The 24176-nt window shown below is 63.5% G+C and carries 20 protein-coding genes and 1 pseudogene; 6 read left to right on the forward strand and 15 right to left on the reverse strand.

The window, feature by feature from the left end; genetic code table 11:
• Nucleotides 1-64: 64 nt before the first annotated feature.
• The gene (locus HU738_RS16845) at nt 65-307 is read left to right on the forward strand and encodes a hypothetical protein (protein WP_186602862.1); all 243 of its coding nucleotides are present in this window, start codon (nt 65-67) and stop codon (nt 305-307) included.
• 219 nt (nt 308-526) lie between these two features.
• Complete coding sequence (locus tag HU738_RS16850) at nt 527-736, forward strand: hypothetical protein (RefSeq protein WP_186602860.1); 210 nt, start codon at nt 527-529, stop codon at nt 734-736.
• A gap of 42 nt (nt 737-778) precedes the next feature.
• Here the strand turns inward: HU738_RS16850 and fdhA are convergent, their stop codons facing one another.
• The 7 genes from fdhA to HU738_RS16885 all read right to left on the reverse strand — a co-directional run bounded on the left by fdhA (nt 779) and on the right by HU738_RS16885 (nt 9743).
• Complete coding sequence (gene fdhA, locus HU738_RS16855; protein WP_051095434.1) at nt 779-1978, reverse strand: formaldehyde dehydrogenase, glutathione-independent; 1200 nt, start codon at nt 1976-1978, stop codon at nt 779-781.
• Between the two features lie 304 nt (nt 1979-2282).
• On the reverse strand, nt 2283-3140 hold the full coding sequence (purU, locus tag HU738_RS16860; RefSeq protein WP_060512211.1) for a formyltetrahydrofolate deformylase: 858 nt from the start codon (nt 3138-3140) through the stop codon (nt 2283-2285).
• Nucleotides 3141-3152: 12 nt separating this feature from the next.
• Nucleotides 3153-3785: a sarcosine oxidase subunit gamma gene (locus HU738_RS16865; protein ID WP_112251428.1), complete on the reverse strand. Its 633-nt coding sequence runs from the start codon at nt 3783-3785 to the stop codon at nt 3153-3155.
• Between the two features lie 74 nt (nt 3786-3859).
• Nucleotides 3860-6877, reverse strand: a complete 3018-nt coding sequence (locus HU738_RS16870) for a sarcosine oxidase subunit alpha (protein ID WP_186602857.1) — start codon at nt 6875-6877, stop codon at nt 3860-3862.
• On the reverse strand, nt 6874-7209 hold the full coding sequence (locus tag HU738_RS16875; RefSeq protein WP_054886031.1) for a sarcosine oxidase subunit delta: 336 nt from the start codon (nt 7207-7209) through the stop codon (nt 6874-6876). Before HU738_RS16875 ends, HU738_RS16870 begins: the two co-directional genes overlap by 4 nt.
• A 14-nt stretch (nt 7210-7223) precedes the next feature.
• On the reverse strand, nt 7224-8474 hold the full coding sequence (locus HU738_RS16880; protein ID WP_176509068.1) for a sarcosine oxidase subunit beta family protein: 1251 nt from the start codon (nt 8472-8474) through the stop codon (nt 7224-7226).
• A gap of 15 nt (nt 8475-8489) precedes the next feature.
• On the reverse strand, nt 8490-9743 hold the full coding sequence (locus tag HU738_RS16885) for a serine hydroxymethyltransferase (protein ID WP_186602855.1): 1254 nt from the start codon (nt 9741-9743) through the stop codon (nt 8490-8492).
• Between the two features lie 294 nt (nt 9744-10037).
• Here HU738_RS16885 and HU738_RS16890 point away from each other — a divergent pair, with 294 nt between their 5' ends.
• Entirely contained in the window at nt 10038-11078 is a 1041-nt protein-coding gene (locus tag HU738_RS16890; protein ID WP_186602853.1) for a threonine aldolase family protein, read from the forward strand.
• Nucleotides 11079-11184: 106 nt separating this feature from the next.
• Here the strand turns inward: HU738_RS16890 and HU738_RS16895 are convergent, their stop codons facing one another.
• The 3 genes from HU738_RS16895 to HU738_RS16905 form a co-directional block, all read right to left on the reverse strand.
• Entirely contained in the window at nt 11185-13122 is a 1938-nt protein-coding gene (locus tag HU738_RS16895) for a methyl-accepting chemotaxis protein (RefSeq protein WP_186602851.1), read from the reverse strand.
• A 108-nt stretch (nt 13123-13230) separates the two neighbouring features.
• Nucleotides 13231-13533, reverse strand: coding sequence for a cell division protein ZapA (locus HU738_RS16900; RefSeq protein WP_054886035.1), 303 nt, complete (start codon nt 13531-13533; stop codon nt 13231-13233).
• Nucleotides 13530-13760: a hypothetical protein gene (locus tag HU738_RS16905; protein ID WP_176509072.1), complete on the reverse strand. Its 231-nt coding sequence runs from the start codon at nt 13758-13760 to the stop codon at nt 13530-13532. Before HU738_RS16905 ends, HU738_RS16900 begins: the two co-directional genes overlap by 4 nt.
• A gap of 290 nt (nt 13761-14050) precedes the next feature.
• On the opposite strand from HU738_RS16905, the pseudogene HU738_RS26390 reads away from it, so the two are divergent.
• Nucleotides 14051-14806: pseudogene (locus tag HU738_RS26390) on the forward strand (MCP four helix bundle domain-containing protein); the annotation flags it as partial.
• Complete coding sequence (locus tag HU738_RS26395) at nt 14798-15661, forward strand: methyl-accepting chemotaxis protein (RefSeq protein WP_371263254.1); 864 nt, start codon at nt 14798-14800, stop codon at nt 15659-15661. The pseudogene HU738_RS26390 and the gene HU738_RS26395, both read left to right, overlap by 9 nt.
• Nucleotides 15662-15766: 105 nt before the next feature.
• Here HU738_RS26395 and gbcB read toward each other — a convergent pair whose 3' ends face one another.
• Nucleotides 15767-16867, reverse strand: coding sequence for a glycine betaine monooxygenase reductase subunit (gene gbcB, locus HU738_RS16915; protein WP_054886038.1), 1101 nt, complete (start codon nt 16865-16867; stop codon nt 15767-15769).
• Nucleotides 16868-17162: 295 nt separating this feature from the next.
• On the opposite strand from gbcB, the gene gbca reads away from it, so the two are divergent.
• Nucleotides 17163-18455 (forward strand): glycine betaine monooxygenase oxygenase subunit, encoded by a 1293-nt coding sequence (gbca, locus tag HU738_RS16920; RefSeq protein ID WP_186602849.1) that lies wholly within the window; start codon nt 17163-17165, stop codon nt 18453-18455.
• Nucleotides 18456-18503: 48 nt separating this feature from the next.
• On the opposite strand, the gene HU738_RS16925 is transcribed toward gbca, so the two are convergent.
• The 4 genes from HU738_RS16925 to dgcB form a co-directional block, all read right to left on the reverse strand.
• Nucleotides 18504-19394: an RHS repeat-associated core domain-containing protein gene (locus HU738_RS16925; RefSeq protein WP_225923482.1), complete on the reverse strand. Its 891-nt coding sequence runs from the start codon at nt 19392-19394 to the stop codon at nt 18504-18506.
• Nucleotides 19395-20035: 641 nt separating this feature from the next.
• On the reverse strand, nt 20036-20806 hold the full coding sequence (gene etfB / locus HU738_RS16930; protein ID WP_186602845.1) for an electron transfer flavoprotein subunit beta: 771 nt from the start codon (nt 20804-20806) through the stop codon (nt 20036-20038).
• A gap of 10 nt (nt 20807-20816) precedes the next feature.
• Nucleotides 20817-22049 (reverse strand): electron transfer flavoprotein subunit alpha, encoded by a 1233-nt coding sequence (gene etfA, locus HU738_RS16935; RefSeq protein WP_186602843.1) that lies wholly within the window; start codon nt 22047-22049, stop codon nt 20817-20819.
• Entirely contained in the window at nt 22049-24001 is a 1953-nt protein-coding gene (dgcB, locus tag HU738_RS16940; protein WP_186602841.1) for a dimethylglycine demethylation protein DgcB, read from the reverse strand. Before dgcB ends, etfA begins: the two co-directional genes overlap by 1 nt.
• Nucleotides 24002-24176 lie beyond the last annotated feature (175 nt).

The following is a 24176-nucleotide window of genomic DNA, read 5'->3' on the forward strand; positions in this document are numbered from 1 at the left end:
CATGCACAGCTGCCACCCTTCTTGTTTGACAGCAGAGGGTGGTGGCCCCTATCGAAAAAAACTAATGCTTAAGATTGTCCCCGATCCACCCCACACCTTCCATTCCCTCGAAGACACCCTCATCCAGGCCACGGACTACGCGCTGTGTGCCCAAACCGTCGCGCATCAGGCGATTCTGCTACAACCCAAATCGCCGGTTTCGATATTGATGATGGCCACGATGCATGAGCTCGAAACGCTGCGGGTGCTGCTTGAGACGGCGTTGATCCAGGTGCAGTTGCCGGCGGAGCCGCGAACGCTGCATTAGGGCTTGAGATTTTTGCTGGCTGGGCTGGCCCTTCGCGGATAAATCCGCTCCTACAAGGGTTGCGCAGGGCCTGAGGTTGGATTGTCCAACGTCACGGGCGCAGTTCAGGTTTCGGATCAGGCCACAAACTAGTATTTCTGCCAGTATCAAAATCCCTGCGGCCGTTCAGAATGGGCTTCAAGCAACCTCCATTCATCCAGCACGGCAGGGACTTGAATCATGAGCAGAGCATCGAACGGTACGCTTTTCTTCTACCAGGGCGACAAGCTGATCACCGTGAAGCAAGGCGATCAGCAACGCGCCATCTTCCGCAACGCGGAACAACCGCTGGCAGAGGTGAGTACAGACGGAACCCACACCGGCGGCTTGTTGGCCACCGATGACAAAGGCTCTGTCCTTGCCGTGCAAGGCGCCGGCGAGCAGCCATAAAAAAGCCCCTCATGTCGAGGGGCTTTTTGTTACTTCACGCGATCAAGCCGCGCCCCACATCTTGTGTGGGTCGATCACGAACTTCTTCGGCACGCCTGCATCGAACTCGCCATAGCCTTCCGGCGCCTGGTCGAGGTTGATCACCTGCACGCCGACCACTTCAGCAATGTTGATGCGGTCCCACATGATCGCCTGCATCAGCTGGCGGTTGTACTTCATGGTCGGGGTCTGGCCGGTGTGGAAGCTGTGCGACTTGGCCCAGCCCAGGCCGAAGCGGATGCTCAGCGCGCCGATCTTGGCGGCGGCATCGACAGCGCCCGGGTCTTCGGTCACGTACAGGCCCGGGATGCCGATGTTGCCGGCCACGCGGGTCACCTGCATCAGCGAGTTCAGCACGGTGGCAGGGGCTTCATGCTTGGCGCCTTCGTGGCCGTGGCCACGGGCCTCGAAGCCAACGGCGTCGACGGCGCAGTCCACTTCCGGTTCGCCGAGGATGTCGACGATCTGCTCGTGCAGCGGGGTGTCCTTGGACAGGTCGACCACTTCGAAGCCCTGGGACTTGGCGTGGGCCAGGCGGGCCGGGTTGAGGTCACCGACGATCACGCAGGCGGCGCCCAGCAGGCGTGCCGAAGCAGCGGCGGCCAGGCCGACCGGGCCGGCACCGGCGACGTAGACGGTGCTGCCAGGGCCTACACCGGCAGTGACAGCCCCGTGGTAGCCGGTCGGCAGGATGTCGGACAGGCAGGTCAGGTCACGGATCTTCTCCATGGCCTTGTCGCGGTCCGGCAGTTTCAGCAGGTTGAAGTCGGCGTACGGCACCAGCACGTATTCGGCCTGGCCACCGGTCCAGTCGCCCATGTCGACATAGCCGTAGGCGCCGCCGGCGCGGGCCGGGTTGACGGTGAGGCAGACACCGGTGTGCATTTCTTTGCACGAGCGGCAGCGCCCGCACGCGACGTTGAACGGTACCGACACCAGGTCGCCGATCTTCAGGCGCTCTACATCACGCCCCATCTCGACGATTTCACCGGTGATTTCGTGGCCCAGGACCAGGCCGACCTGGGCAGTGGTGCGGCCGCGGACCATGTGCTGGTCGGAGCCGCAGATGTTGGTGGAAACCACCTTGAGGATCACGCCGTGCTCGATCTTGTTGCCGCGTGGGTCTTGCATTTTCGGGTAGTCGATTTTCTGCACCTCGACCTTGCCCGCGCCGAGATACACCACTCCACGATTGCCAGACATGCTCTTACCTCGCTCGATTTATATTTATGCAGCGGTGGTTGAACGCGCCGCCATCCATGGGCGGCTTGTGTTACTGGAATGCAGGGAATTGTGGGCCTGATACGGCGGATTGCACTGACTGGAAGCGACAGGGAGTTGCCTTTTAACGGCAGTGCTGTCGTTGGAGGATAGGGGGCGAACAGAGGTGGCGGCTTGTGCCGGCCTCTCGCGGCTAAAGCCGCTCCTACACAGGTGATGCGCCAGTCTTCAAGACTGAACGAACCCTGTAGGAGCGGCTTTAGCCGCGAGAGGCCGGAACAGGTTGTCAGAGAACGACCGTCCGGTTGGCGTTGAGGAACACCCGCCGCTCGATGTGGTAACCCACCGCCCGCGCCAGGGTCAGGCATTCGATGTCGCGCCCCTTGGCAATCAGGTCTTCCGGGTAATGGCTGTGGTCCACCACCTCGACGCCCTGGGCAATGATCGGCCCTTCGTCGAGGTCGTTGTTGATGTAGTGCGCCGTGGCGCCGACCATCTTCACGCCCTTGTTGTAGGCCTGGTGATAGGGCTTGGCGCCCTTGAACCCGGGCAACAGCGAGTGGTGAATGTTGATCGCCCAGCCATCCAGGCGCCGGCACAGCTCCGGCGACAGCACCTGCATGTAGCGGGCAAGCACCACCAGCTCCGCGCCGGTTTCTTCGATCACCTGGATCACCTTGCGCTCTTGCGCCGGCTTGTCCTTCGGGTCGAGGGCGAAGTGGTAGTAAGGAATCTTGTGCCAGTGCGCCAGGGGCTCGAGGTCCGGGTGGTTGGACACCACCGCGACCACGTCCATGGCCAGTTGGCCGATGCGCTGGCGATACAGCAGGTCGTTCAGGCAATGGTCGGCCTTGGACACCATGATCACCACCTTGGGACGGTGATTGGGTGCGGTCAGCTCGAAGGCCATGCCGAACGCTTCGCTGCGCTCGGCCAGGCCGGCACGAAAGCCCGCCTCGTCGAAATCGTCCGGCTGGCGGAACTCCACGCGAATGAAGAAACGCCCCGACAGCCGGTCATCGAAGGAGTGGTGCTCGGTGACGTAGCAGCGCTGCTCGTAGAGGTAACGCGTCACCACGTCGACGGTGCCGAGCATGCTCGGGCAGTCGGCGGTGAGAATCCAGGTGTCCGGTGCCCGACTCATGTTCTGCTCTCCTTACGCTTCGATGCTCAGACCGTATTCGGCCGAAGCGTCCTGCAGCCACAGCCACCAGTAGTCCGCGAAGCTGCGGCGGATCACCAGTTCCCAGGTGTCTTCGGCCGTGCGGCGGATCACCAGTTGCGACTTGGCGAACACGGTGCCGACCGCCTTGCCGACCGGGAAGTTGTTCGGGTGCACGTCATAGCTGGTGGATTTCATCAGCACTTCGCGCACGTTCGGGCCGCGCAGTTCCAGCAGGCTCTGCCCGCCGCTGACATTGACCACCTGGATGTGCTGGCCTTCGAGGGCGGCGCGCAGCTTCTGCTCGACCGCCAGTTCCTGGCCGCCCGGGACGATCAGCAGCCACTCGTCAGGGCCGACCCATTGCAGCGACATCTCGTTGTTGGCGACCACGGTCAGGGCAACCGGCAGCTCCAGGCCCAGGGCCTTGTGCACGCCGGCGGCGAATTCCGGGTCGTGGCCATCGCCACGGAGGGTCAGGTGGCCGAGGAACTTGCGTTCGCGCAGGGTCACGCCTGCGTTCTTGCGGCCCTTGCCAACCAGGCTGGCCAGGTCGGCGTGGTGCAGTGGCGACTGGGCCTTGGCCTCGGCGCCGGGGTTTTGCTGGAAGACGTTGATAGCGCTCATTTCTTACCTGCCTTGAATTCTTGTTCGTCAGGGCGGCGCAGCACTGCAAGCAGGCTGCGCTGCCATCCGGGGCCTTAGACGTTCTGCCGCTCACCCTTCGGATCGAAGAACACCGAAGACACGATTTCCGCCTCGATCACGCTGCCATCGGCCTGCGGCGAGTACACGCGCTCGCCCATGCGCTTGAGGCCGCCCTTGACCACACCCATGGCGAACGAGTAGCCCAGGGAGTTGGACGCGTAGCTGGAGGTGACGTGGCCGACCATGTCCATCGGGATCGGCTGCTTGGGGTCGAACACCAGCTGGGCGCCTTCCGGCAGCCATTTGGTCGGGTCGATCGGCTTCAGGCCTACCAGCTGCTTGCGGTTGTCGCGCACGCAGTCTTCGCGGTTCATGCCACGCAGGCCGATCCACGAGAACGGCTTGTTGCGGCCCACGCACCAGCTCATGTTGAGGTCGTCCGGGGTCATCGAGCCGTCGGTGTCCTGGCCGACGATGATGAAGCCCTTCTCGGCACGCAGTACGTGCATGGTCTCGGTGCCGTACGGGGTCAGGTTGTACTTCTTGCCGGCCTCGATGATCTGTTCCAGCACGCCCATGGCGTAGTTGGCCTGCACGTTGACTTCGTACGACAGCTCACCGGTGAACGAGATACGGAACACGCGGGCCGGTACGCCACCGACGTTGCCTTCCTTCCAGGTCATGAACGGGAAGGCTTCCTTGTCCATGTCGATGTCGGTCAGCTCGCTGAGCAGCTTGCGGCTGTTCGGGCCGGACAGGGTCATGGTGGCCCAGTGGTCGGTGACCGAGGTGAAGTACACCTTCAGCTCTGGCCATTCGGTCTGGTGGTACAGCTCCATCCACTGCAATACGCGGGCAGCGCCGCCGGTGGTGGTGGTCATGATGAAGTGGTTGTCGCCGACACAGGCGGTCACGCCGTCGTCGAAGACCATGCCGTCTTCCTTGCACATCAGGCCGTAGCGGGCCTTGCCCACGTCGAGCTTGGTCCAGGCGTTGGTGTAGATGCGGTTGAGGAACTCGCGCGCATCCGGGCCCTGGATGTCGATCTTGCCCAGGGTCGAAGCGTCCAGCAGGCCCACGCTGTCGCGCACGGCCTTGCATTCACGGGCAACCGCGGCATGGATGTCTTCACCGGCTTTGGGGAAGTACCAAGGGCGCTTCCACTGGCCGACGTCTTCGAACTCGGCGCCGTTCTTCACGTGCCAGGCATGCAGGGCGGTAAAGCGCACCGGCTCGAACAGGTGGCCACAGTGACGACCGGCTACCGCGCCAAAGGTCACCGGCGTGTAGTTCGGGCGGAACATGGTGGTGCCCATTTCCGGGATGGTGATGCCGATCGAACGGGCGGCGATGGCCAGGCCGTTAATGTTGCCCAGCTTGCCCTGGTCGGTACCGAAGCCCAGCGCCGTGTAGCGCTTGACGTGCTCGACCGACTCGAAGCCTTCGCGGGTGGCCAGTTCGATGGCGGCGGCGGTGACGTCGTTCTGCTGGTCGACGAACTGCTTGGGTGCACGGGCAGTGCCCTTGTCGTGCGGCACCTGGAACAGCGCCACGGTGGCCTCTTCCTTGCGCGCCACGGTTTTCGGCAGGCTGCCAACGGTGGCCTTGAAGCCCGCTTCAGTGGCGGCGCGGGCACCGCCTTCGAAACCATCGGCAATCACATCGCCCAGGGCGTAGACGCCGTTGATGCCACCCACGCATTCGCGCTTCTGCGGGGCATCGCCCGGCACGAAGCCGAGAATGTCCTCACGCCAGACCGGGCGACCGCCCAGGTGCGAAGCCAGGTGCACGATCGGGCTGTAACCGCCGGAGGTGGCGATCAGGTCGCATTCGAGGGTTTCACCGGGGCTGGTGACCTTGTGCGCCTGCACATCGATGGCGGCCACACGGGCGCCGCTGACGTGCTTGGTGCCCTTGGCCTCGATTACGGCGCTGGAGGTGAGGATGCGGATGCCCTTGGCACGCGCTTCTTCAACCAGCGAACCACGCGGGTTGTGGCGAGCGTCGGCAATGGCGACCACTTGCAGGCCGGCGTCGTGCCAATCCAGCGCGGCGCGGTAGGCGTGGTCGTTGTTGGTCGACAGTACCAGCTTGCGCCCTGGGGCCACGCCGTAACGGCGAACGTAAGTGGACACTGCGCCAGCCAGCATGTTGCCCGGCAGGTCGTTGTTGCCGTACACCAATGGGCGCTCGTGAGCGCCGGCAGCCAGGACCACGCGCTTGGCGCGGACACGGTGCACGCGTTGACGCACCTGGCCGATCGGGGCGCGGTCGCCGAGGTGGTCGGTGAGGCGCTCGTGAATGGTCAGGAAGTTATGGTCGTGGTAGCCGTTGACCGTGGCGCGTGGCAGCAAGGTCACTTCCGGCAGGCTTTGCAGCTCTTTGACCACGGCGTTGACCCAATCGGCGGCAGGCTTGCCGTCGAGGGTTTCGCGGGTGTCGAGCAGGCTGCCGCCGAACTCTTCCTGCTCGTCAGCCAGAATCACGCGGGCACCGCTGCGGCCAGCAGCCAGCGCGGCGGCCAGGCCAGCAGGGCCGGCGCCAACGATCAGCACGTCGCAGTGCTGGTTCATGTAGTCGTAGCTGTCGGGGTCGTTCTGCAGCGGCGCACGGCCCAGGCCGGCTGCCTTGCGGATGTACTTCTCATAAGTCATCCAGAACGATTTCGGGTACATGAAGGTTTTGTAGTAGAAGCCCGGCGGCATCATATTGCCGCCGACCTTGCCGAGGATGCCCATGACGTCATTGTTGACGTTCGGCCAGCCATTGGTGCTGGTGGCGACCAGGCCCGCGTACAGCGCCTGTTGGGTGGCTCGCACGTTGGGGATCTGGGTGGCTTCGCTGGAGCCGATCTGCAGGATCGCGTTCGGCTCTTCGCTACCGGCGGCGATGATGCCGCGTGGGCGCGAGTACTTGAAGCTGCGGCCAACGATGTCGACGCCGTTGGCCAGCAGCGCGGCGGCCAGGCTGTCACCGGCATAACCCTGGTAGGTCTTGCCGTTGAAGGTGAAGTTCAGGACCTTGCTGCGGTCGATACGGCCGCCGCTGGCGAGGCGATAGGTCTGGCTCATACTTTTTCCCCTTGGCCTTTGACGGCGGACGGTGCGATCGCAGCTTTGCCATCAGCGGTCACTTGCGGCTTCTGGCCAATCTTGTAGGTTTCCAGAATCTCGTAGGTCACGGTGTTGCGGGTGACGTTGAAGTACTGGCGGCAACCGGCAACGTGGTCCCACAGTTCGTGGTGAATACCGCGTGGGTTGTCACGGTAGAACATGTAGGTACCCCACTCCTCGTCGGAACAGGCGTTAGGGTCCAGCGGGCGGGCGATGTGCGCCTGGCCAGAGGCGTGGAACTCTTCTTCGGAGCGCAGCTCGCCACAGTGGGGACAGAAAATATGCAACATGACGGTGGCTCCGGTTAGTGGGCGACGGCGGCGGCGCCGTGTTCGTCGATCAGTGCGCCGTTGTAGAAGCGGTCCATGGAGAACGGCGCGGCCAATGGGTGCATTTCGCCTTTGGCCAGGCTCGCGGCGAAGACGTTGCCCGAACCCGGGGTCGCCTTGAAGCCGCCAGTCCCCCAACCGCAGTTGAAGAACAGGTTCTTGACCGGCGTCTTGGTGATGATCGGGCAGGCGTCTGGCGAGGTATCGACGATGCCGCCCCACTGGCGGTTCATGCGAACACGCGAGAGGTTGGGGAACATTTCGACGATGGCCTGCAGGGTGTGCTCGATCACCGGGTACGAACCGCGCTGGCCGTAGCCGACCCAGCCGTCGATACCGGCGCCGATCACCAGGTCGCCCTTGTCGGACTGGCTGATGTAGCCGTGTACGGCGTTGGACATGATCACGCTGTCGATGATCGGCTTGATCGGCTCGGAGACCAGCGCCTGCAGCGGGTGCGATTCCAGCGGCAGGCGGAAGCCGGCCAGCTTGGCCATGTGCCCGGAGTTACCAGCGGTGACCACGCCGACGCGCTTGGCGCCGATGAAGCCTTTGTTGGTTTCCACGCCGATGACCGCGCCGTTTTCCTTGCGAAAGCCAATCACTTCGGTCTGCTGGATCAGGTCGACGCCCAGGGCATCGGCGGCACGGGCAAAGCCCCAGGCCACGGCGTCGTGGCGAGCCACGCCACCACGGCGCTGAACGGTGGCGCCGAGGATCGGATAGCGGGTGTTCTTGGAGCAGTCCAGGTACGGGATTTCGGCCGCGACCTGGGCAGTGTTCAGCAGCTCGCCATCGACGCCGTTGAGGCGGTTGGCGCTGACACGGCGCTCGGAGTCACGCATGTCCTGCAGGGTATGGCACAGGTTGTAGACGCCGCGCTGGGAGAACATCACGTTGTAGTTGAGGTCCTGGGACAGGCCCTCCCACAGCTTCATGGCGTGCTCGTACAGGTGCGCCGACTCGTCCCACAGGTAGTTGGACCGCACGATGGTGGTGTTACGGGCGGTGTTGCCGCCGCCCAGGTAGCCCTTCTCGATCACCGCGACGTTGGTGATGCCGTGTTCCTTGGCCAGGTAGTAGGCCGTGGCCAGGCCATGGCCGCCACCGCCGACGATGACCACGTCGTAGACCTTTTTCGGGGTCGGCGTGCGCCACATGCGCTGCCAGTTCTCGTGGTGGCTGAGGGAGTGCTTGAAAAGGCCGAAGCCCGAATAACGTTGCATGGTGTGTGGCTCCACTCAGCGATAAACAGGGAAATCTGCGCACAGCGCCGCGACGTTCTTCGCCACATCGGCTTCGACGTCGGCGTCACCGAGGTTGTCGAGGATGTCGCAGATCCAGCCGGCCAGTGCCACGCACTGGGCGACCTTGAAGCCGCGGGTGGTGACGGCCGGGGTGCCGATGCGCAGGCCCGAAGTGACGAACGGCGACTGCGGGTCGTTCGGCACGGCGTTCTTGTTGACGGTGATGTGCGCGCGGCCCAGGGCGGCGTCGGCATCTTTGCCGGTCAGGCCCTGGCGGATCAGGCTGACCAGGAACAGGTGGTTGTCGGTGCCACCGGAGACCACGTCGTAGCCGCGGTCGATGAACACCTGGGCCATGGCCTGGGCGTTTTCGATCACTTGCTTCTGGTAAGCCTTGAAGCCTGGCTCCAGCGCTTCCTTGAAGCACACGGCCTTGGCGGCGATCACGTGCATCAGCGGGCCGCCCTGGGCGCCCGGGAATACGGCGGCGTTGAGTTTCTTCTCGATCTCTTCGTTGGCCTTGGCCAGGATCAGGCCGCCACGTGGACCGCGCAGGGTCTTGTGGGTGGTGGTGGTGACCACATCGGCGAACGGGATCGGGTTCGGGTACAGGCCTGCGGCAACCAGGCCGGCAACGTGGGCCATGTCAACGAACAGGTAGGCACCCACCTTGTCGGCAATGGCGCGGAAGCGTGGGAAGTCGAGGGTCTTGGAGTAGGCCGAGAAGCCGGCAACGATCATCTTCGGCTTGTGCTCGACAGCCAGGCGCTCGACTTCGTCGTAGTCGATCAGGCCGGTAGTGGTATCGATGCCGTACTGCACAGCGTTGTACAGCTTGCCCGAGGACGACACCTTGGCGCCGTGGGTCAGGTGGCCGCCGTGGGCCAGGCTCATGCCGAGAATGGTGTCACCGGCCTGCAGCAGGGCCAGGTAGACCGCGCCGTTGGCCGAAGAACCGGAGTGCGGCTGGACGTTGGCGTAGTCGGCGCCGAACAGCTGCTTGGCGCGCTCGATGGCCAGGGCCTCGACTTTGTCGACGTGCTCGCAGCCACCGTAGTAGCGCTTGCCCGGGTAGCCTTCGGCGTACTTGTTGGTCAGGCCGCTGCCTTGGGCCTGCATCACGCGCTTGGAGGTGTAGTTTTCCGAGGCGATCAGCTCGATGTGGTCCTCCTGGCGCTGTTCTTCGGCATTCATCGCCGCCAGCAGTGCATCGTCATAACCCTGGATCTGGTCTTGCTTGCTGAACATCGTGTATCTCCCGGCAGCGATCGTTTTTTGTCGTGGGGCACTGTGGCCCTTTGTGGCGATGTTATGACTGGCCGGGGCGGGTCAGATGCCTGCGCACGCCTTGCAATGGCGCGTTTACGACATTGGCATTTGTGTTGTTCATGCCGGCCTCTCGCGGATAAATCCGCTCCTACGGGCGATGTGTCGTTTGCAGGCGCGGATTTATCCGCGAAGGGCCGGAACCGGCAGCTTGTATAGGCAACCGTTTCAGCAATGGTTTAGAGTGCTGTTCTGCGTCGTTCACAGGACAGTGCCATGACAGACAAGAGCCAACAATTCGCCAGCGACAACTATTCCGGCATCTGCCCCGAAGCCTGGGCGGCAATGGAAAAGGCCAACCACGGCCACGACCGCGCCTACGGCGACGACCAGTGGACCGAGCGTGCATCGGAGTACTTCCGCAACCTGTTCGAAACCGACTGCGAGGTGTTCTTCGCCTTCAACGGCACCGCCGCCAACTCCCTGGCCCTGGCCTCGCTGTGCCAGAGCTACCACAGCGTGATCTGCTCCGAAACCGCCCACGTCGAAACCGACGAATGCGGCGCGCCAGAGTTCTTCTCCAACGGCTCCAAGCTGCTGACTGCGCCCAGCGTCAATGGCAAGCTGACGCCCGAGTCGATCCGCGAAGTGGCACTCAAGCGCCAGGACATCCACTACCCCAAGCCACGCGTGGTCACCATCACCCAGGCCACCGAAGTCGGCACCGTCTACCGCCCCGACGAGCTCAGGGCGATCAGCGCCACCTGCAAGGAGCTGGGCCTGAACCTGCACATGGACGGCGCGCGCTTCACCAATGCCTGCGCCTTCCTTGGCTGCAGCCCGGCCGAGCTGACCTGGAAGGCCGGCGTCGATGTGCTGTGCTTTGGCGGCACCAAGAACGGCATGGCGGTGGGCGAGGCGATCCTGTTCTTCAACCGCCAGCTGGCCGAGGACTTCGACTACCGCTGCAAGCAGGCCGGTCAGCTGGCGTCGAAGATGCGCTTTTTGTCGGCGCCGTGGGTCGGGCTGCTGGAAGATGGCGCCTGGCTGCGCCATGGCAGCCACGCCAACCGTTGCGCGCAATTGCTGGCCTCGCTGGTGAGTGACCTGCCGGGGGTCGAGCTGATGTTTCCGGTGGAGGCCAACGGGGTGTTCCTGCAGATGCCGGAGCCTGCCATTGAAGCGCTGCGCAGCAAGGGCTGGCGGTTCTATACCTTCATCGGCAGCGGCGGTGCGCGGTTCATGTGTTCGTGGGATACCGAGGAAGAACGGGTGCGTGAACTGGCGGCGGATATCCGTAGCATCATCACTGCCTGACAGGCCCTATTCGCGGGTAAGCCCGCTCCCACAGGTGCCGCGCCGACCTTGAGGTTGACGCCCAACCTGTGGGGGCGGGTTCACCCGCGTAGAAGCCAACCCCGATCTACAGCTTGAACCCACCCATCTGCCGCGCCAGGTCATCAGCCAGGCCACGCAGCGCCTGGCACTCCTCCCGGCACCCTTGCACCTCGGCCGCCGTCTCCCGGGCCAGATCGGAAATCCCCTGCACCGTCCGGTTGATCTCTTCGGTCACCGCTGACTGCTCTTCGGTCGCCGTGGCCACCTGGTGGTTCATGTCGCTGATGTGCTCGACCTGGTCGGTAATCGCGCCCAAGGACGCGCCAGTACGCTGGCTGGATGCCACACCACTGCCAGTCGCCTGCTGCCCCGCCTGCATCGAACTCACGGCAGAACCCGCCCCCTGCTTGAGGCGCTGGATCATCTGCTGCACTTCATCGGTGGACAGCTGTGTACGCCGGGCCAACGTCCGCACTTCGTCGGCCACCACGGCAAATCCACGGCCCATCTCCCCTGCCCTGGCCGCCTCGATGGCAGCGTTCAGCGCCAACAGGTTGGTCTGTTCGGAAATACTGCGAATCACCGCCAACACCTGGTCGATCGAGGCCACTTCATCGGCCAACTGGCTGACCGCATCGGCAGCCTTGCCGATATCCCCGGACATGCCCTCGATTCCCTGGATCGAGCGCCGTACCACTTCGCGCGCCTGCAGGGCCTCATCCCGCGCCGATTGCGATGCCTGCGCCGCATCGCCAGCATTGCGGGCGATGTCTTGTACCGTCAGGCCCATCTCGTGCACGGCGGTGGCGACCATCTCGGTCATTTCCTGCTGCCGACCAGAGCGCTCGGCGGTGTTATTCACCACCTGGGTCACCTGCTCTACTGACTGGTGCAGGCGTTCGCTGGTGCGCAACACTTCGCCGATCAGGCCACGCTGGCTGTCGAGGAAGCGATTGAAGCCACGGGCCAGATCGCCCAGTTCATCCTGACGGGCATCGTCCAGCCGGTGGCTGAGGTCGCCACCGCCACTGCCGATCTGGACCAGCGCGGCGGTGACGCGGCGGATCGGGCGCACCAGGCCACGCGCCAGCAGCACCACCAGCAGCAGCGACACAAGGGCCACGCTGCCGCCGACCAGGCTGGTCAGCCCCACCGTCTGGTGCATCTGCGCGTAAATTTCCTCCTCCGGTACCTCGGCCACCAGGGTCCAGTTGAGGTCGCGCAGAGGCAGGCCGAGCGCCAGGTAGCTTTCACCGTCGCGGTTGAAGCGGCTACTGCGCAGGCTTTCACCACCGGTCATCACCGCCTTGGCAGCTTCTGCGCCGAGTTGTTCGGCGAGCTGACGCTTGCCGCTGAAGGCCGCGTCCGGGTGCACCTGGATCAGGCCGTCATTGCGCACCAGGAAGACTCTGCCGTGCTCGCCGAAACTGAAGTCGTGGATGCGTTTCGACAGTTCGGTCATGCGCAGGCCCATGCCGGCCACGCCAACCAGCTTGCCGGCCTTTTCCACGCGGTAGTCGATGAACAATGCCAGTTCACCCGTGGCGTGATCGATGTCGATATTCACCAGGCGTTCGGCGCCGCTATCGATGTAGCCGTAGAACCATTTGTCATTGGGGTTGCCGCGGCTGAGCACACGATCCAGGCCATTCTCGTTGTAGTAGTTGCCCGTTTCGGTCGAGGCGAACAACGTGGTGAACGCATGGTTGCGTTGCTTGGCGGCCTGCAGGTATTCGAGGAATTGCGGGGCTTGAGCGGGGTCTTCGCCAGCGGCAAGCCAATCGCGCAGCAGCGTATTACCGGCAATGTCGGCGGCCGCCACCAGAGGCTGGCCGAGCATGCGCTCGATGTCATTGCGGATGGCTTCGATGCTGGCCGGCAATGCGGTGTCGACCAGGTAACGTTCGGTCAGGCGGTTGAGTGCCACCGTGAAGATGATCACCACCACCAGGATGCTCGCCAGCAGGGCGGCGCCCATGCTTGCAATCAATTGCCACTGGATGCTCTTACGCCAGATACGCATGCCCCTGCTCCCCGCTAATTATTGTTTTGCGGGAAGTGTATACACTTGCGTATTCAGTTAATCCAGTGATCTGGAACAATGGGGCCGCAACGCGACCCCGAAGATGCGTCAGGACTCAGCGATTGTCTTGACGATGGCGTCCACCGTGGCGTCGATCTGCGCCTGGGTACGCTCGAGGGTCTGCTGATGTTCCTTTTGCAGTTCGACCTGCTTGGAACACAGGTTCAGCGCGGCCAGCACCAGCAGCTTGTCGCCGATCAGGGTCGGGTACTGGCGTTTGGTCTCGCTCAGCGCGGTGTTGAGCATCCGCACGGCCTGGGCCAGGGTTTCTTCCTGGCCTGCGGGCGCCTTGATCGAATAGTCGCTGCCAAGAATCGACACGACATTGATCGGCTGCGCTTGCAGTCTCATGCGCCGACGACGCCAGCGCTGGCGCGGTCAACCAGCGCCTGGATGCGCGCGGCGGTGGCGCCGTGCTTCTCTTCCTGCTCCATCAGCGACAGTTGCAGGGTTTCGTTTTCTTCCTTGGCCTGGGCCAGTGCCTGGTCGAGGGCGGTGTTCTGCTCGGTGAGTTGAGCGTTTTTCTGCATCAGGTCGCTGACCAGTTGCTCGAGTTGATTCAGGGAGGCTTCCAGCATGGGTCTATCTCGGGTTGTTGCAAAGGGCGCACACGATAAAGAAAAGCGTGAGCCCCCGCCATTAAATATCGGATTCTCAAGGTTTCTAACCCGCAGATTGACAGGGTATCTGGCCCCTTGTTCCGACCTGGGTCAACCGCCGGTCAGGTAATGGGCCAGCGCGCTGAAAAGTTTCATGGGGTCATCCTCAAGACTGTTCAGTCACGACCGATAGACAGGTAGGTCATATTCCGTCGCATGGACCGCGCCACCCCACCCCAGCCTGGACTCTCTCCATGTCACTACGCAACATGAACATTGCACCGCGCGCGTTGCTCGGGTTCGCTCTGATCGGCGCGCTCATGCTCGGCCTCGGTATCTTCTCGCTCATGCAGATGGGCAACATCCGACAGGCCGGCGTAACCATTGAAGTCAACAGCGTGCCCAGCATCAAGACGCTCGACGAACTGGCTGCGCTCAACCTGCGCCTGCGCTCGTTGTCCTACCGGCTGCTGCTCAACCGCGAAGCGGAAACCCAGCGCGACACCCTCAACCTGCTGGACCAGCGCAACGCCCAGATCGACCGCGCCCGCCAGGCCTACCTGCCAATGATCACCGCAGCCGACGAGCGTGCCGCCTTCGAGCAGTACACCCAGCTGCTCAATCAGTACCGCCAGCTCGAGTCGCGCATGCGCAGCCTGAGCCAGGCCGACCGCCTCGACGAATTGCGTGACTTGCTCAACCGCGACCTGCTGGCCAATTCCGAGCAGATCAACAAGGTCATGGAGACCCTGGTGCAGATCAACACGGAGCAGACCCGCGCCACCAACGCAACCGCCGCCCAGCAGTACGACACCGCGTTCGCCCTGGTAATCGGCCTGTTGATTGCCGCCACGGCGCTGACCTTCCTCTGCGCCTTCCTGCTGACCCGCAGCATCGTCAAGCCGATCGAAGAAGCGCTGCAGGCCGCCGAGCAGGTGGCCGACGGCGACCTGACCAAAGTCATCCGCGCCGAAGGCAGCGACGAAGCAGCCCGCCTGCAGCGCGCCATGGCGCGCATGCAGGACAAGCTGCGCGACACCCTGCAACTGATCGCCGGTTCCGCCACCCAGCTGGCCTCCGCAGCCGAGGAATTGAACTGCGTCACCGACGAAAGCGCACGCGGCCTGCAGCAGCAGAACAACGAAATCGAACAGGCGGCTACTGCCGTCACCGAGATGACCAGTGCCGTGGAAGAAGTGGCGCGCAACGCGGTCAGCACTTCGGAAGCGTCAAGCGAAGCCAGCCGTTCCGCCGGCGACGGTCGTGACCTGGTCATGGAAACCGTGGGTGCCATCGAGCGCATGAGCGGCGACGTACAAGCCACCGCCAGGCTGATCACCCACCTGGCCGAACAGTCGCGTGATATCGGCAAGGTGCTCGACGTGATCCGCGGCCTGGCCGACCAGACCAACCTGCTGGCGCTGAACGCGGCGATCGAAGCGGCGCGTGCCGGTGAGGCCGGGCGGGGGTTTGCCGTGGTGGCGGATGAAGTGCGGGCGCTGGCGCACCGCACCCAGCAGTCGACCAGCGAGATCGAGCGCATGATCGGCAGCATCCAGGGCGGTACCGAAGAGGCGGTGGAATCGATGCGCACCAGCACCGAGCGCGCCGAATCGACGCTGAATATCGCCAAGGGTGCGGGCATGGCGCTGGATACCATTGCCGGGGCTGTGGCGCAGATCAACGAGCGTAACCTGGTCATTGCCAGTGCAGCGGAAGAGCAGGCTCAGGTGGCGCGTGAAGTGGATCGCAACCTGGTGAACATCAATGACCTGTCGGTGCAGAGTGCGACCGGGGCGCATCAGACCAGCGCAGCGAGTGCCGAGCTGTCGCGCCTGGCCGTTGACCTGAACGGGTTGGTGGCGCGCTTCCGTACCTGACGTCAAGAAACCGGGGCCGCTTTGCGGCCCATCGCGGCTGAAGGCCGCTCCTGCAAGAGAACGCGTAACCCTGCAGGAGCGGCCTTCAGCCCCGGCAATCTCGGATCAGTAATCGATCCGCACATCCCCCTTCGGCACACTGCAGCACGACAGGATGTAGCCCTCGGCTTCGTCGTCCTCGGTAATCCCGCCGTTGTGTTCCATCTCCACTTCGCCGCCCAGCTTGAGCACCTTGCAGGTCCCGCAGATGCCCATGCCACAGGCTTTCGGGATCATCAGGCCAACCTTCGCCGCCGCCGCATGCACGGTTTCGCCCGGGGCGACGCGGATGCTTTTCTCGCTGCCGATGAACTCCACCAGGTTGAGGTCCGAAGCATCCACTTCCGGTGCGTCGGCCGCCTGCTCGGCATGCTCCACCGCATCGGCCTTGGCCTCAGGGGGCGTCGCGCCGAACGACTCCTCGTGGTAGTTCTTCATGTCGAAGCCGACCGCTTCGAGCATGCGCTTGACCGCTGTCATGTAAGGCGTCGGGCCGCAGCAGAACACCACACGCTCCATGTAGTCCGGCGCAATCAGCTCCATCAGGCGCTGGTTGAGATAACCGCGGTAGCCCGCCCAAGGTTCACCCAGCCCATGCTTCTCGCAGATGATGTGCAGGCTGAAGTTGGGAATGCGCGACGCCATCTGTTCCAGCTCGCGGTGGTAGATGATGTCCTTCGGCGAACGGGCGCTGTGCACGAACACCATGTCGACGTTGGCGTTGGTGTCGTAGAACCAGCGCGCCATCGACATTACCGGGGTGATGCCCACGCCACCGGAGAGGTACAAGACCTTGCCCGCCGGGAAGTCGATGGCGTTGAACAGCCCCACCGGGCCGTGCACCGGCAGCTCGGCGCCTTCGTGCATGGTGTCGTGGAGGAAGTTGGACACCAACCCGCCCGGCACGCGCTTGACGGTGATCGAGAAGCTGTAGGGCACCGACGGCGAGCTGGAGATAGTGTAAGAGCGCATCACCGGCTTGCCTTCGATCTCCAGCTCCAGGGTGACGAACTGCCCGGGCTTGAAGAAGAACATGATTGGCTGGTCGGCCATGAAGCAGAACGTGCGCACGTCCCAGGTCTCCTGGATGACCTTGACGCAGCGCACGATGTGGCGGCCATTGGCCCAGGTCTGGGTGGTGACCGGATTGAGGAAGGTATCGGACATGTTCATCTCCAGCGGCCGATTCTGGCCCTTTTCATGGCTCCGATAATGCGCATCCCGTGAGCGACGTACATTCCTGCCAGCGACATCGGCGTGCTTATCGCGACCAGCCCCGCGCTACAAGGGCTGGCGCGTCGTAATTCAAATCGGCCATGTCGCCCATGGATACGGTTCGTGGCGTCTTCGGACGCACACTCCACGGCAAAACAACCAGCTGTTTGCTGACAAGCAGCCTTGCGGCACCACAACAACGATTAGCCACCTTTTGCCGGCCGCACACGGCCCCGAGGAATCAACGATGGACGTCACCGCAACCCTGAGCCTGGGCGATCCACTGGAACCTGCACGCAAGGCCACCGCCGAAATGCTGCAGACCCGCGAGCGCACCTACTCGCTGCCCCAGCCGTTCTACACCGACGAGCGTCTGTTCCAGATCGACATGCAGGAGATCTTCCAGAAGGAATGGCTGATCGCCGGCATGACCTGCGAGATCCCGGCCAAGGGCAACTACATCACCCTGCAGATCGGCAACAACCCGATCCTCGTGGTACGGGGTGCCGAAGGCAAGGTGCACGCCTTCCATAACGTTTGCCGCCACCGCGGTTCGCGTCTGTGCGTGAGCGACAAGGGCAAGGTGGCCAAGCTGGTCTGCCACTACCACCAGTGGACCTACGAGCTGGACGGTCGCCTGCTGTTCGCCGGCACCGAAATGGGCGCCGATTTCGACATGAAGCAATACGGCCTCAAGCCTGTGCACGTGAAGGTATCTGGCGGCTACATCTTCATCAGCCTGGCGGAAAACCCGCCTGCCATCGACGAGTTCCTGGCCACCCTGGACCACTACATGGAACCGTACGACATGGAGAACACCAAGGTGGCGGTGCAGACCACCTTGATGGAAAAGGCCAACTGGAAGCTGGTGCTGGAAAACAACCGCGAGTGCTACCACTGCTCCGGTTCGCACCCGGAGTTGCTGCAGACCCTGCTGGAATGGGACGACACCAACGACCCGCGCGCCGACCAGGCCTTCAAGGACCATGTAGCGGCCTCCGCCGCCGCCTGGGAAGCCGAGAAGATCCCGTACCTGCACAAGAGCCACGGCCTGCGTAACCGCATCGTGCGCATGCCGCTGCTCAAGGGCACCGTGTCGATGACCATGGACGGCAAGCAGGCCTGCCAGAAGCTGATGGGCCGCATCAAGAATCCAGACCTGGGCTCGATGCGCATCCTGCACCTGCCGCACTCGTGGAACCACTGCATGGGCGACCACATGATCGTGTTCACCGTGTGGCCGATCAGTGCCCAGGAAACCATGGTCACCACCAAATGGCTGGTGCACAAGGACGCTGTCGAGGGTGTGGATTACGACCCTGAACACATGCGCAAGGTGTGGGACGCCACCAACGACCAGGACCGCCGCCTGGCCGAAGAGAACCAGCGCGGGATCAACTCCACCGCGTACCAGCCAGGGCCGTACTCGAAGACTTACGAGTTTGGCGTAGTCAACTTCATCGACTGGTACAGCCAGCGGGTGTTGAACAACCTCGGAGCGGAGCCGGCGCCGTATCTCAAGGAAGTGCAGGCGCAGTAAGCTGATCAGATCCAGGGGCGGCGACTGCCGCCCTGGACACAGTGCACGTCAGAGACGGGTATCTTGTGCATCAGAGGGCCTGGGCCTGGTCCTGATCGTGATTACAACTTCCCGGCCCTGGGCAATGGACGCTATTGAGCGTCCGATCACGCGCGCAGTACTAAGCAAGGGTGACCCTACTCGTGCCACTGCGTTTCCTGCCAGATCAAAGCCGCTCGCCCTCGCAGTGCCTCTTACGGCCAGCATCAGAAAATCCAGGGTGGAGTCTGAGCTGCGCCACAGCTGACCGATCCGTCCGGGAAGTTCAGCATAAGAAAGAGTGCTGCCCGTTCCACTGGCCATTGCAAACAGGCTGCTGGGCGGAACCGGCGACAAGGCCGCCGGAGACTGTAGCATTTCCGAAACGGTCGTTACGCGAGTCCCCAAGGAAAGGCCATACCCCCAGAAGTCACCAATCATCGCGCCTCGGGCTACTGCAGATTGATTGCCACCCTGCACTGCCTCCATGCCTCGAACAATGGTGTTGGTAACGCCCAATACACCATTACCTGCGTAGAGTGCTTGAACCGCATAGCCCACCGCATCACCAGCCGTAATCGACTGATCAGGCACGCTGCTCTGCTTGATGATCGATACTTTCTTGCCCTTGATCGCCAGGGAAGCCTCACCTGAAGGGTCTACCCGATTCACCGGATCGCCCGCGCAATAGGCGTAGCTATTTCTACCCCCCTTATCAAAAGGGCTAAGGCGGTCGGAGCTACACAACCTCATCAAGGTTGGGTTGTAGGCGCGACGACCGTTGCCCAAGAGGTAACAGCCGCTGATGTGATCAAGATGAGCGCCAGCGAATGACTGCCAAGGCCCTCCGACAGGGCTGAAGGCGCCATAAGGGGAATAACTGCGATGCAGGTCAGATCTGATCGACGTTTCGATACTCATCATGGCCCCCTGGAGGATTCACCTCTAACGCTAGCACTCGGGCAAGCCTTCAGGAACTAGCAGAATTAACAGGGTTGGAAAGTTATCCACAAGATGAGTGCGCAGCTGGCCAACGCATCTTGGCCAAATGTCTGTTCAAATAATGATCAGTTTTCTACAGGCCTTTAAAATCAATGGATACAAGCGTTACCAAACAACTTGCCCACAGAGTGGCCAACAGACTCTGTGAGCAAATTGCGAAATGGTTCACAGGGGTGTGAGTAACTCAGTCGGCCCCTTGAAAATCAAGCGCTATGAGCACTTTCATGTATCAATGGCTATTATTTGATCAATACGCTGTAAGGCGCGTATTCCGTGGCATCCGTAAGTTGCTGAACATATTATCCACAGAGCCGCCAACAGCGATTGTGGAAAACAGCAGAATACGCAATCTCAACTCCTGGGCAGTTCCTGCACTCCGTTTGAGCGATTTTTGACCAAACCTACGAAGCCGGCGTAATCCGTGGCCTGCAGCGAAGCACGAACACTTTACCCACACCTTGGCGAACAGATTCCGTGGGCAAAAGTCGCGGACGCCCATTATTCTACGACCCCTGTAAGGACCCGATTCGCGGCAAGCCGGCAATCGGGCCGGATCAAGCTCAGCGCAAAACCCCCTCTTCCACCAGCAGCTTTAGAATCGCCTCGGCGCCTTCCTGTGGGGAAACATCCTTCAGCACCTTGCCGCCGCCACCGCTGGCCTTGGCCGTGGCGGCCTTCATCCGGTCCGCGCCGCTCTTGGCCTTGATCACCTTGAGCCGTTTGGGCCGTGGCCGCGCCGGTTGCAGCTCGGCATCAGCCAGCAGGTCATCCTCGACGATCGCCACATTGCGCGCCGCCAGCACACCCCGGCGTGCCGGGCCGAAGGCGCTCTGGCGCGGCTTGGGCGCGGCGTTATCCACAGTTGCCAGCAACGGCAAGCGCACCTTCAACCGGCGCCGCTGACCGCGAGGCAGGGCTTGCAATATCTGGGCAGTACCGTTGTCGATCGACTCGACTTCGGCCAGCCCCACCACCAACGGCCAGCCAAGCTTCTCAGCCAGCAGGAACGGCAGCATGCCCGACCCTTCACCGGTCTCGGCCTGGCTGCCGGTCAGCACCAGCTGAGCGCCAGCATCGCGCAGGTAATCACCCAGCACGCCGAGCACATCGGCCCCGGCCGGCTGTTCCAGCACATCCAGGTGGTCCAGGCCCATGCCCAGGTAGGCGCGCAGCGCCTCTTCGCGCGGGTCGCCTGCATGCACCACCTGCAAGTTATCCGCAGCCAGCTGCAAGCCCAGCTCTACCGCCCGCGCATCCTGCTCGGCGCGGCGGGCGCGGCCGGAGCTGGGGTGGGCACCGATGGAAACCAGGCTGATCACTCTCGTACTCATGCTCGTGCCCTTATGCCGCGTCGCGCTGGCCGCCGCTGCGGAAGTTGTCCACAGCCTCGATCAGTGCCTGGAGAATCGCCGAACTGTCGCCAATCACCGACAGGTCGGCCCGTTTGATCATGTCGCAGCCCGGGTCCATGTTGATTGCCACCACCTTGTCGCAGGCGCCAATGCCCTGCAGGTGCTGGATCGCCCCCGAGATACCCACAGCCACGTACACCCGTGCGGTGACCCAGGTACCGGTGGCGCCGACCTGCCGGTTGCGCGGCATGAAGCCATCGTCCACCGCCACCCGTGAGGCGCCTTCGGTGGCGCCGAGGGCCGCAGTGGCCTTGTGGTACAGGTCCCAGTCCTTGACACCGTTGCCGCCCGAGACGATGAATTCGGCCTCGGCCATGGCGATGGTCGCCGGGTCGACCGCCACCGCACCCAGGTCCTCGATGCGCGACAGGCTACGCACCACGCTTGTGGACAACTCCACCGGCAGCGCTTCGTGACGGGTTTCGCTGACCGGCTCGGCACACTCCGCCGCGCCCAGGATCAGGCGTGGCACGGCGCGTTGCAGGTCTTGCTGGCCGGCACCGGCACGGCCGATGCACTGGCCATCCTTGACCTGCCACACCCGCGTCGCCGGGCGCTCGCCGAGCGACGCGCCGAGGCGCCGGCCCAGCTCGCCGCCGCCGCTGCGGCTATCGGGCAACAGCCAGTGACGCGGAGCGAACTGGTTATCCACAGCGCGCAGCCCCTGCACCCGCTGCTCCGGTGCATAACCTTCGAATGCCTCGCCATCGAGCACCAGCAGGCGATCGACACCGGCTGTGGAAAAGTTGCTTTCCTTGTGTTCGCCAAACACCACCGCCAGCACGGCGCCGTCGCTGCCGGCCAGGCCATGGGCCAGGCCCAGCAGGTCGCGGTCATGGCTGCTCAGGCGGCCACCGACCATGTCCGGTACCACGGCGATGTAGAACGCCGGCGCCGGTACCTGGTGCAGCGGCAGCTGTACTTCGGCTGCCGCCGTACGCCGCCCACCGACACCGGTGCCCTGCTGGGCACCACTGCGGTCGATGCGCTTGAGCCCGGCCGGGCCGATGAAACCTGCGGCAAGCGCATGGGGGTTCTTGCGGATCAGGCCGTTGGGCCCCATCCAGCGGGTCTGTTGCGTCTGCATCGCCGCATGCAGCGGATGCAGACGGTTACGGGCGATCCACTCGGCGCGTGGGTCGCGGCGGATAATGTCGCTCATCAGTGCACCTCCGCAGGTTCGCGTTTAACCGTTGGCGACTTTGGGGCCGCGGGAGTTTCCTCTTCGATCAGCACATCCGCCACCAACTCGGCGAGGTCCTTGATCTGCGGGCGCGGTTCGACCACGCCTTCGAGCATCGCGGTGCATTGCGGGCAACCCACTGCTACCAGCTCGGCCTGGGTCTCGCGGATGTCGTCCATGCGCATGTCCGGGATCCGCTGCTTGCCAGGGATGTCGGTGATCGGCGCACCGCCACCACCGCCGCAGCAACGGGAACGGAAGCCCGAGCGTTCCATCTCGCGCACTTCGATACCCAGCGCCTTGAGCACTTCACGCGGGGCTTCGTACTCGCCGTTGTAACGGCCCAGGTAGCACGGGTCGTGGTAGGTGACGCTGCCGCCCTTGTGCTGGCCGAGGTTGAGCTTCTTGGCCGCGATCAGTTCGGCGATGTAAGTGCTGTGGTGCAGCACCTGGTACTCACCACCCAGCGCGCCGTACTCGTTCTTCAGCACATGGAAGCTGTGCGGGTCGCAGGTGACGATGCGCTGGAACTTGTACTTGGCCAGGGTCTGGATATTGCGTTTGGCCAGTTGCTGGAAGGTCGCTTCATCACCCAGGCGGCGCGCCACGTCGCCGCTGTCGCGTTCTTCCAGGCCGAGCACGGCGAAGTCCACGCCAGAGGCCTTGAGCACCTTGACGAACGAACGCAAGGTACGCTGGTTGCGCATGTCGAAGGCGCCATCACCGACCCAGAACAGCACTTCGGTGGACTTCACCTGCGACAGCAGCTGCAGGTTGAGGTCAGCCGCCCAGTTCATCCGCCCGCCGGGGGCGAAGCCGCCAGGGTTGTCGGTGGCGATCAGGTTTTCCAGCACCTCGGCGCCCTTGTTCGGGGTCGCGCCCTTTTCCAGGGTCAGGTGGCGGCGCATGTCGACGATGGCATCGACGTGCTCGATCATCATCGGGCATTCCTCGACGCAGGCGCGGCAGGTGGTGCACGACCACAGCGTCTCGGCATCGACCAAGCCGTTGACGATCGGCTGGTGCGGGTTGCCGCTGTGTTCACCCAGTGGCTTGCCTGGGTAAGGGCTGCCGGCAAAGTTGGCGTCACTGCCGCCGGCCAGGCCGATGACCATGTCCTGGATGAGTTTTTTCGGGTTCAGCGGCTGGCCGGCAGCGAACGCCGGGCACATGGCTTCACATTTGCCGCACTGCACGCAGGCATCGAAGCCGAGCAGCTGGTTCCAGGTGAAATCCACCGGTTTTTCCACGCCCAGCGGCGCGTTCGGGTCTTCCAGGTCGAGCGGCTTGAGGCCGGTGGAGCGGCCGCCGCCGAAGCGTTCGGCACGGCGGTGCCAGGCCAGGTGCAGGGCACCGGCGAAAGCGTGCTTCATCGGGCCGCCCCAGGTCATGCCGAAGAACAGCTCCGACACGCCCCACAACACGCCCAGGCCGAGGATGCCGACCATCACCCAGCCGCCGGTGTTGGCCGGCAGGATGCCGGCGACCGGCAAGGTGGCGATGAAGAAGCTGGCAGCGAATACCAGCAGGCTCTTCGGCAGGCGCATCCACGGGCCCTTGGACAGGCGCGAGGGCGGGTTCATGCGGCGCTTGAAGACAAAGATGGCGCCGCCGAACATGATCACCGTGGCCACCAGCAGCGCGTAGCCGAGGATCTTGCTCTGCAGGCCGAAGCCGTGCACCAGGATCGCCAGCGCCGCCGACAGCACGAAGCCACCCGCAGTGGCCACGTGGGTCCTGGACATGTACTTGTCGCGCTCCACCACGTGGTGCAGGTCGACCAGGTAACGCCGCGGCATGGCCAGCAGGCCGCCGATCAAGTCGACCTTGGACGGCCGGCCACGTCGCCACATGCGCACCCGGCGCAGGGCGCCGAGCACTGCCAGGCCAAGGGCAGCGAACAGCAGGATGGGTAGAAGGGTGTTCAACATGGGAGACTCCCACAACAGCTGGATTCTTGCGCCACCTTCAAAGACGGCGCGGACCCTGTAGGAGCGGATTCATCCGCGATGAGGCCAGCACAGGCAACTGCGTTGTCAGTGCCGACGCTATCGCGGATGAATCCGCTCCTGCAGGGGGCCAGTCCCGCCTCTACAGAGGCGGAGC

Origin of the sequence: Pseudomonas vlassakiae (assembly GCF_014269035.2) — a bacterium.
Classification (GTDB): Bacteria; Pseudomonadota; Gammaproteobacteria; order Pseudomonadales; family Pseudomonadaceae; genus Aquipseudomonas; species Aquipseudomonas vlassakiae.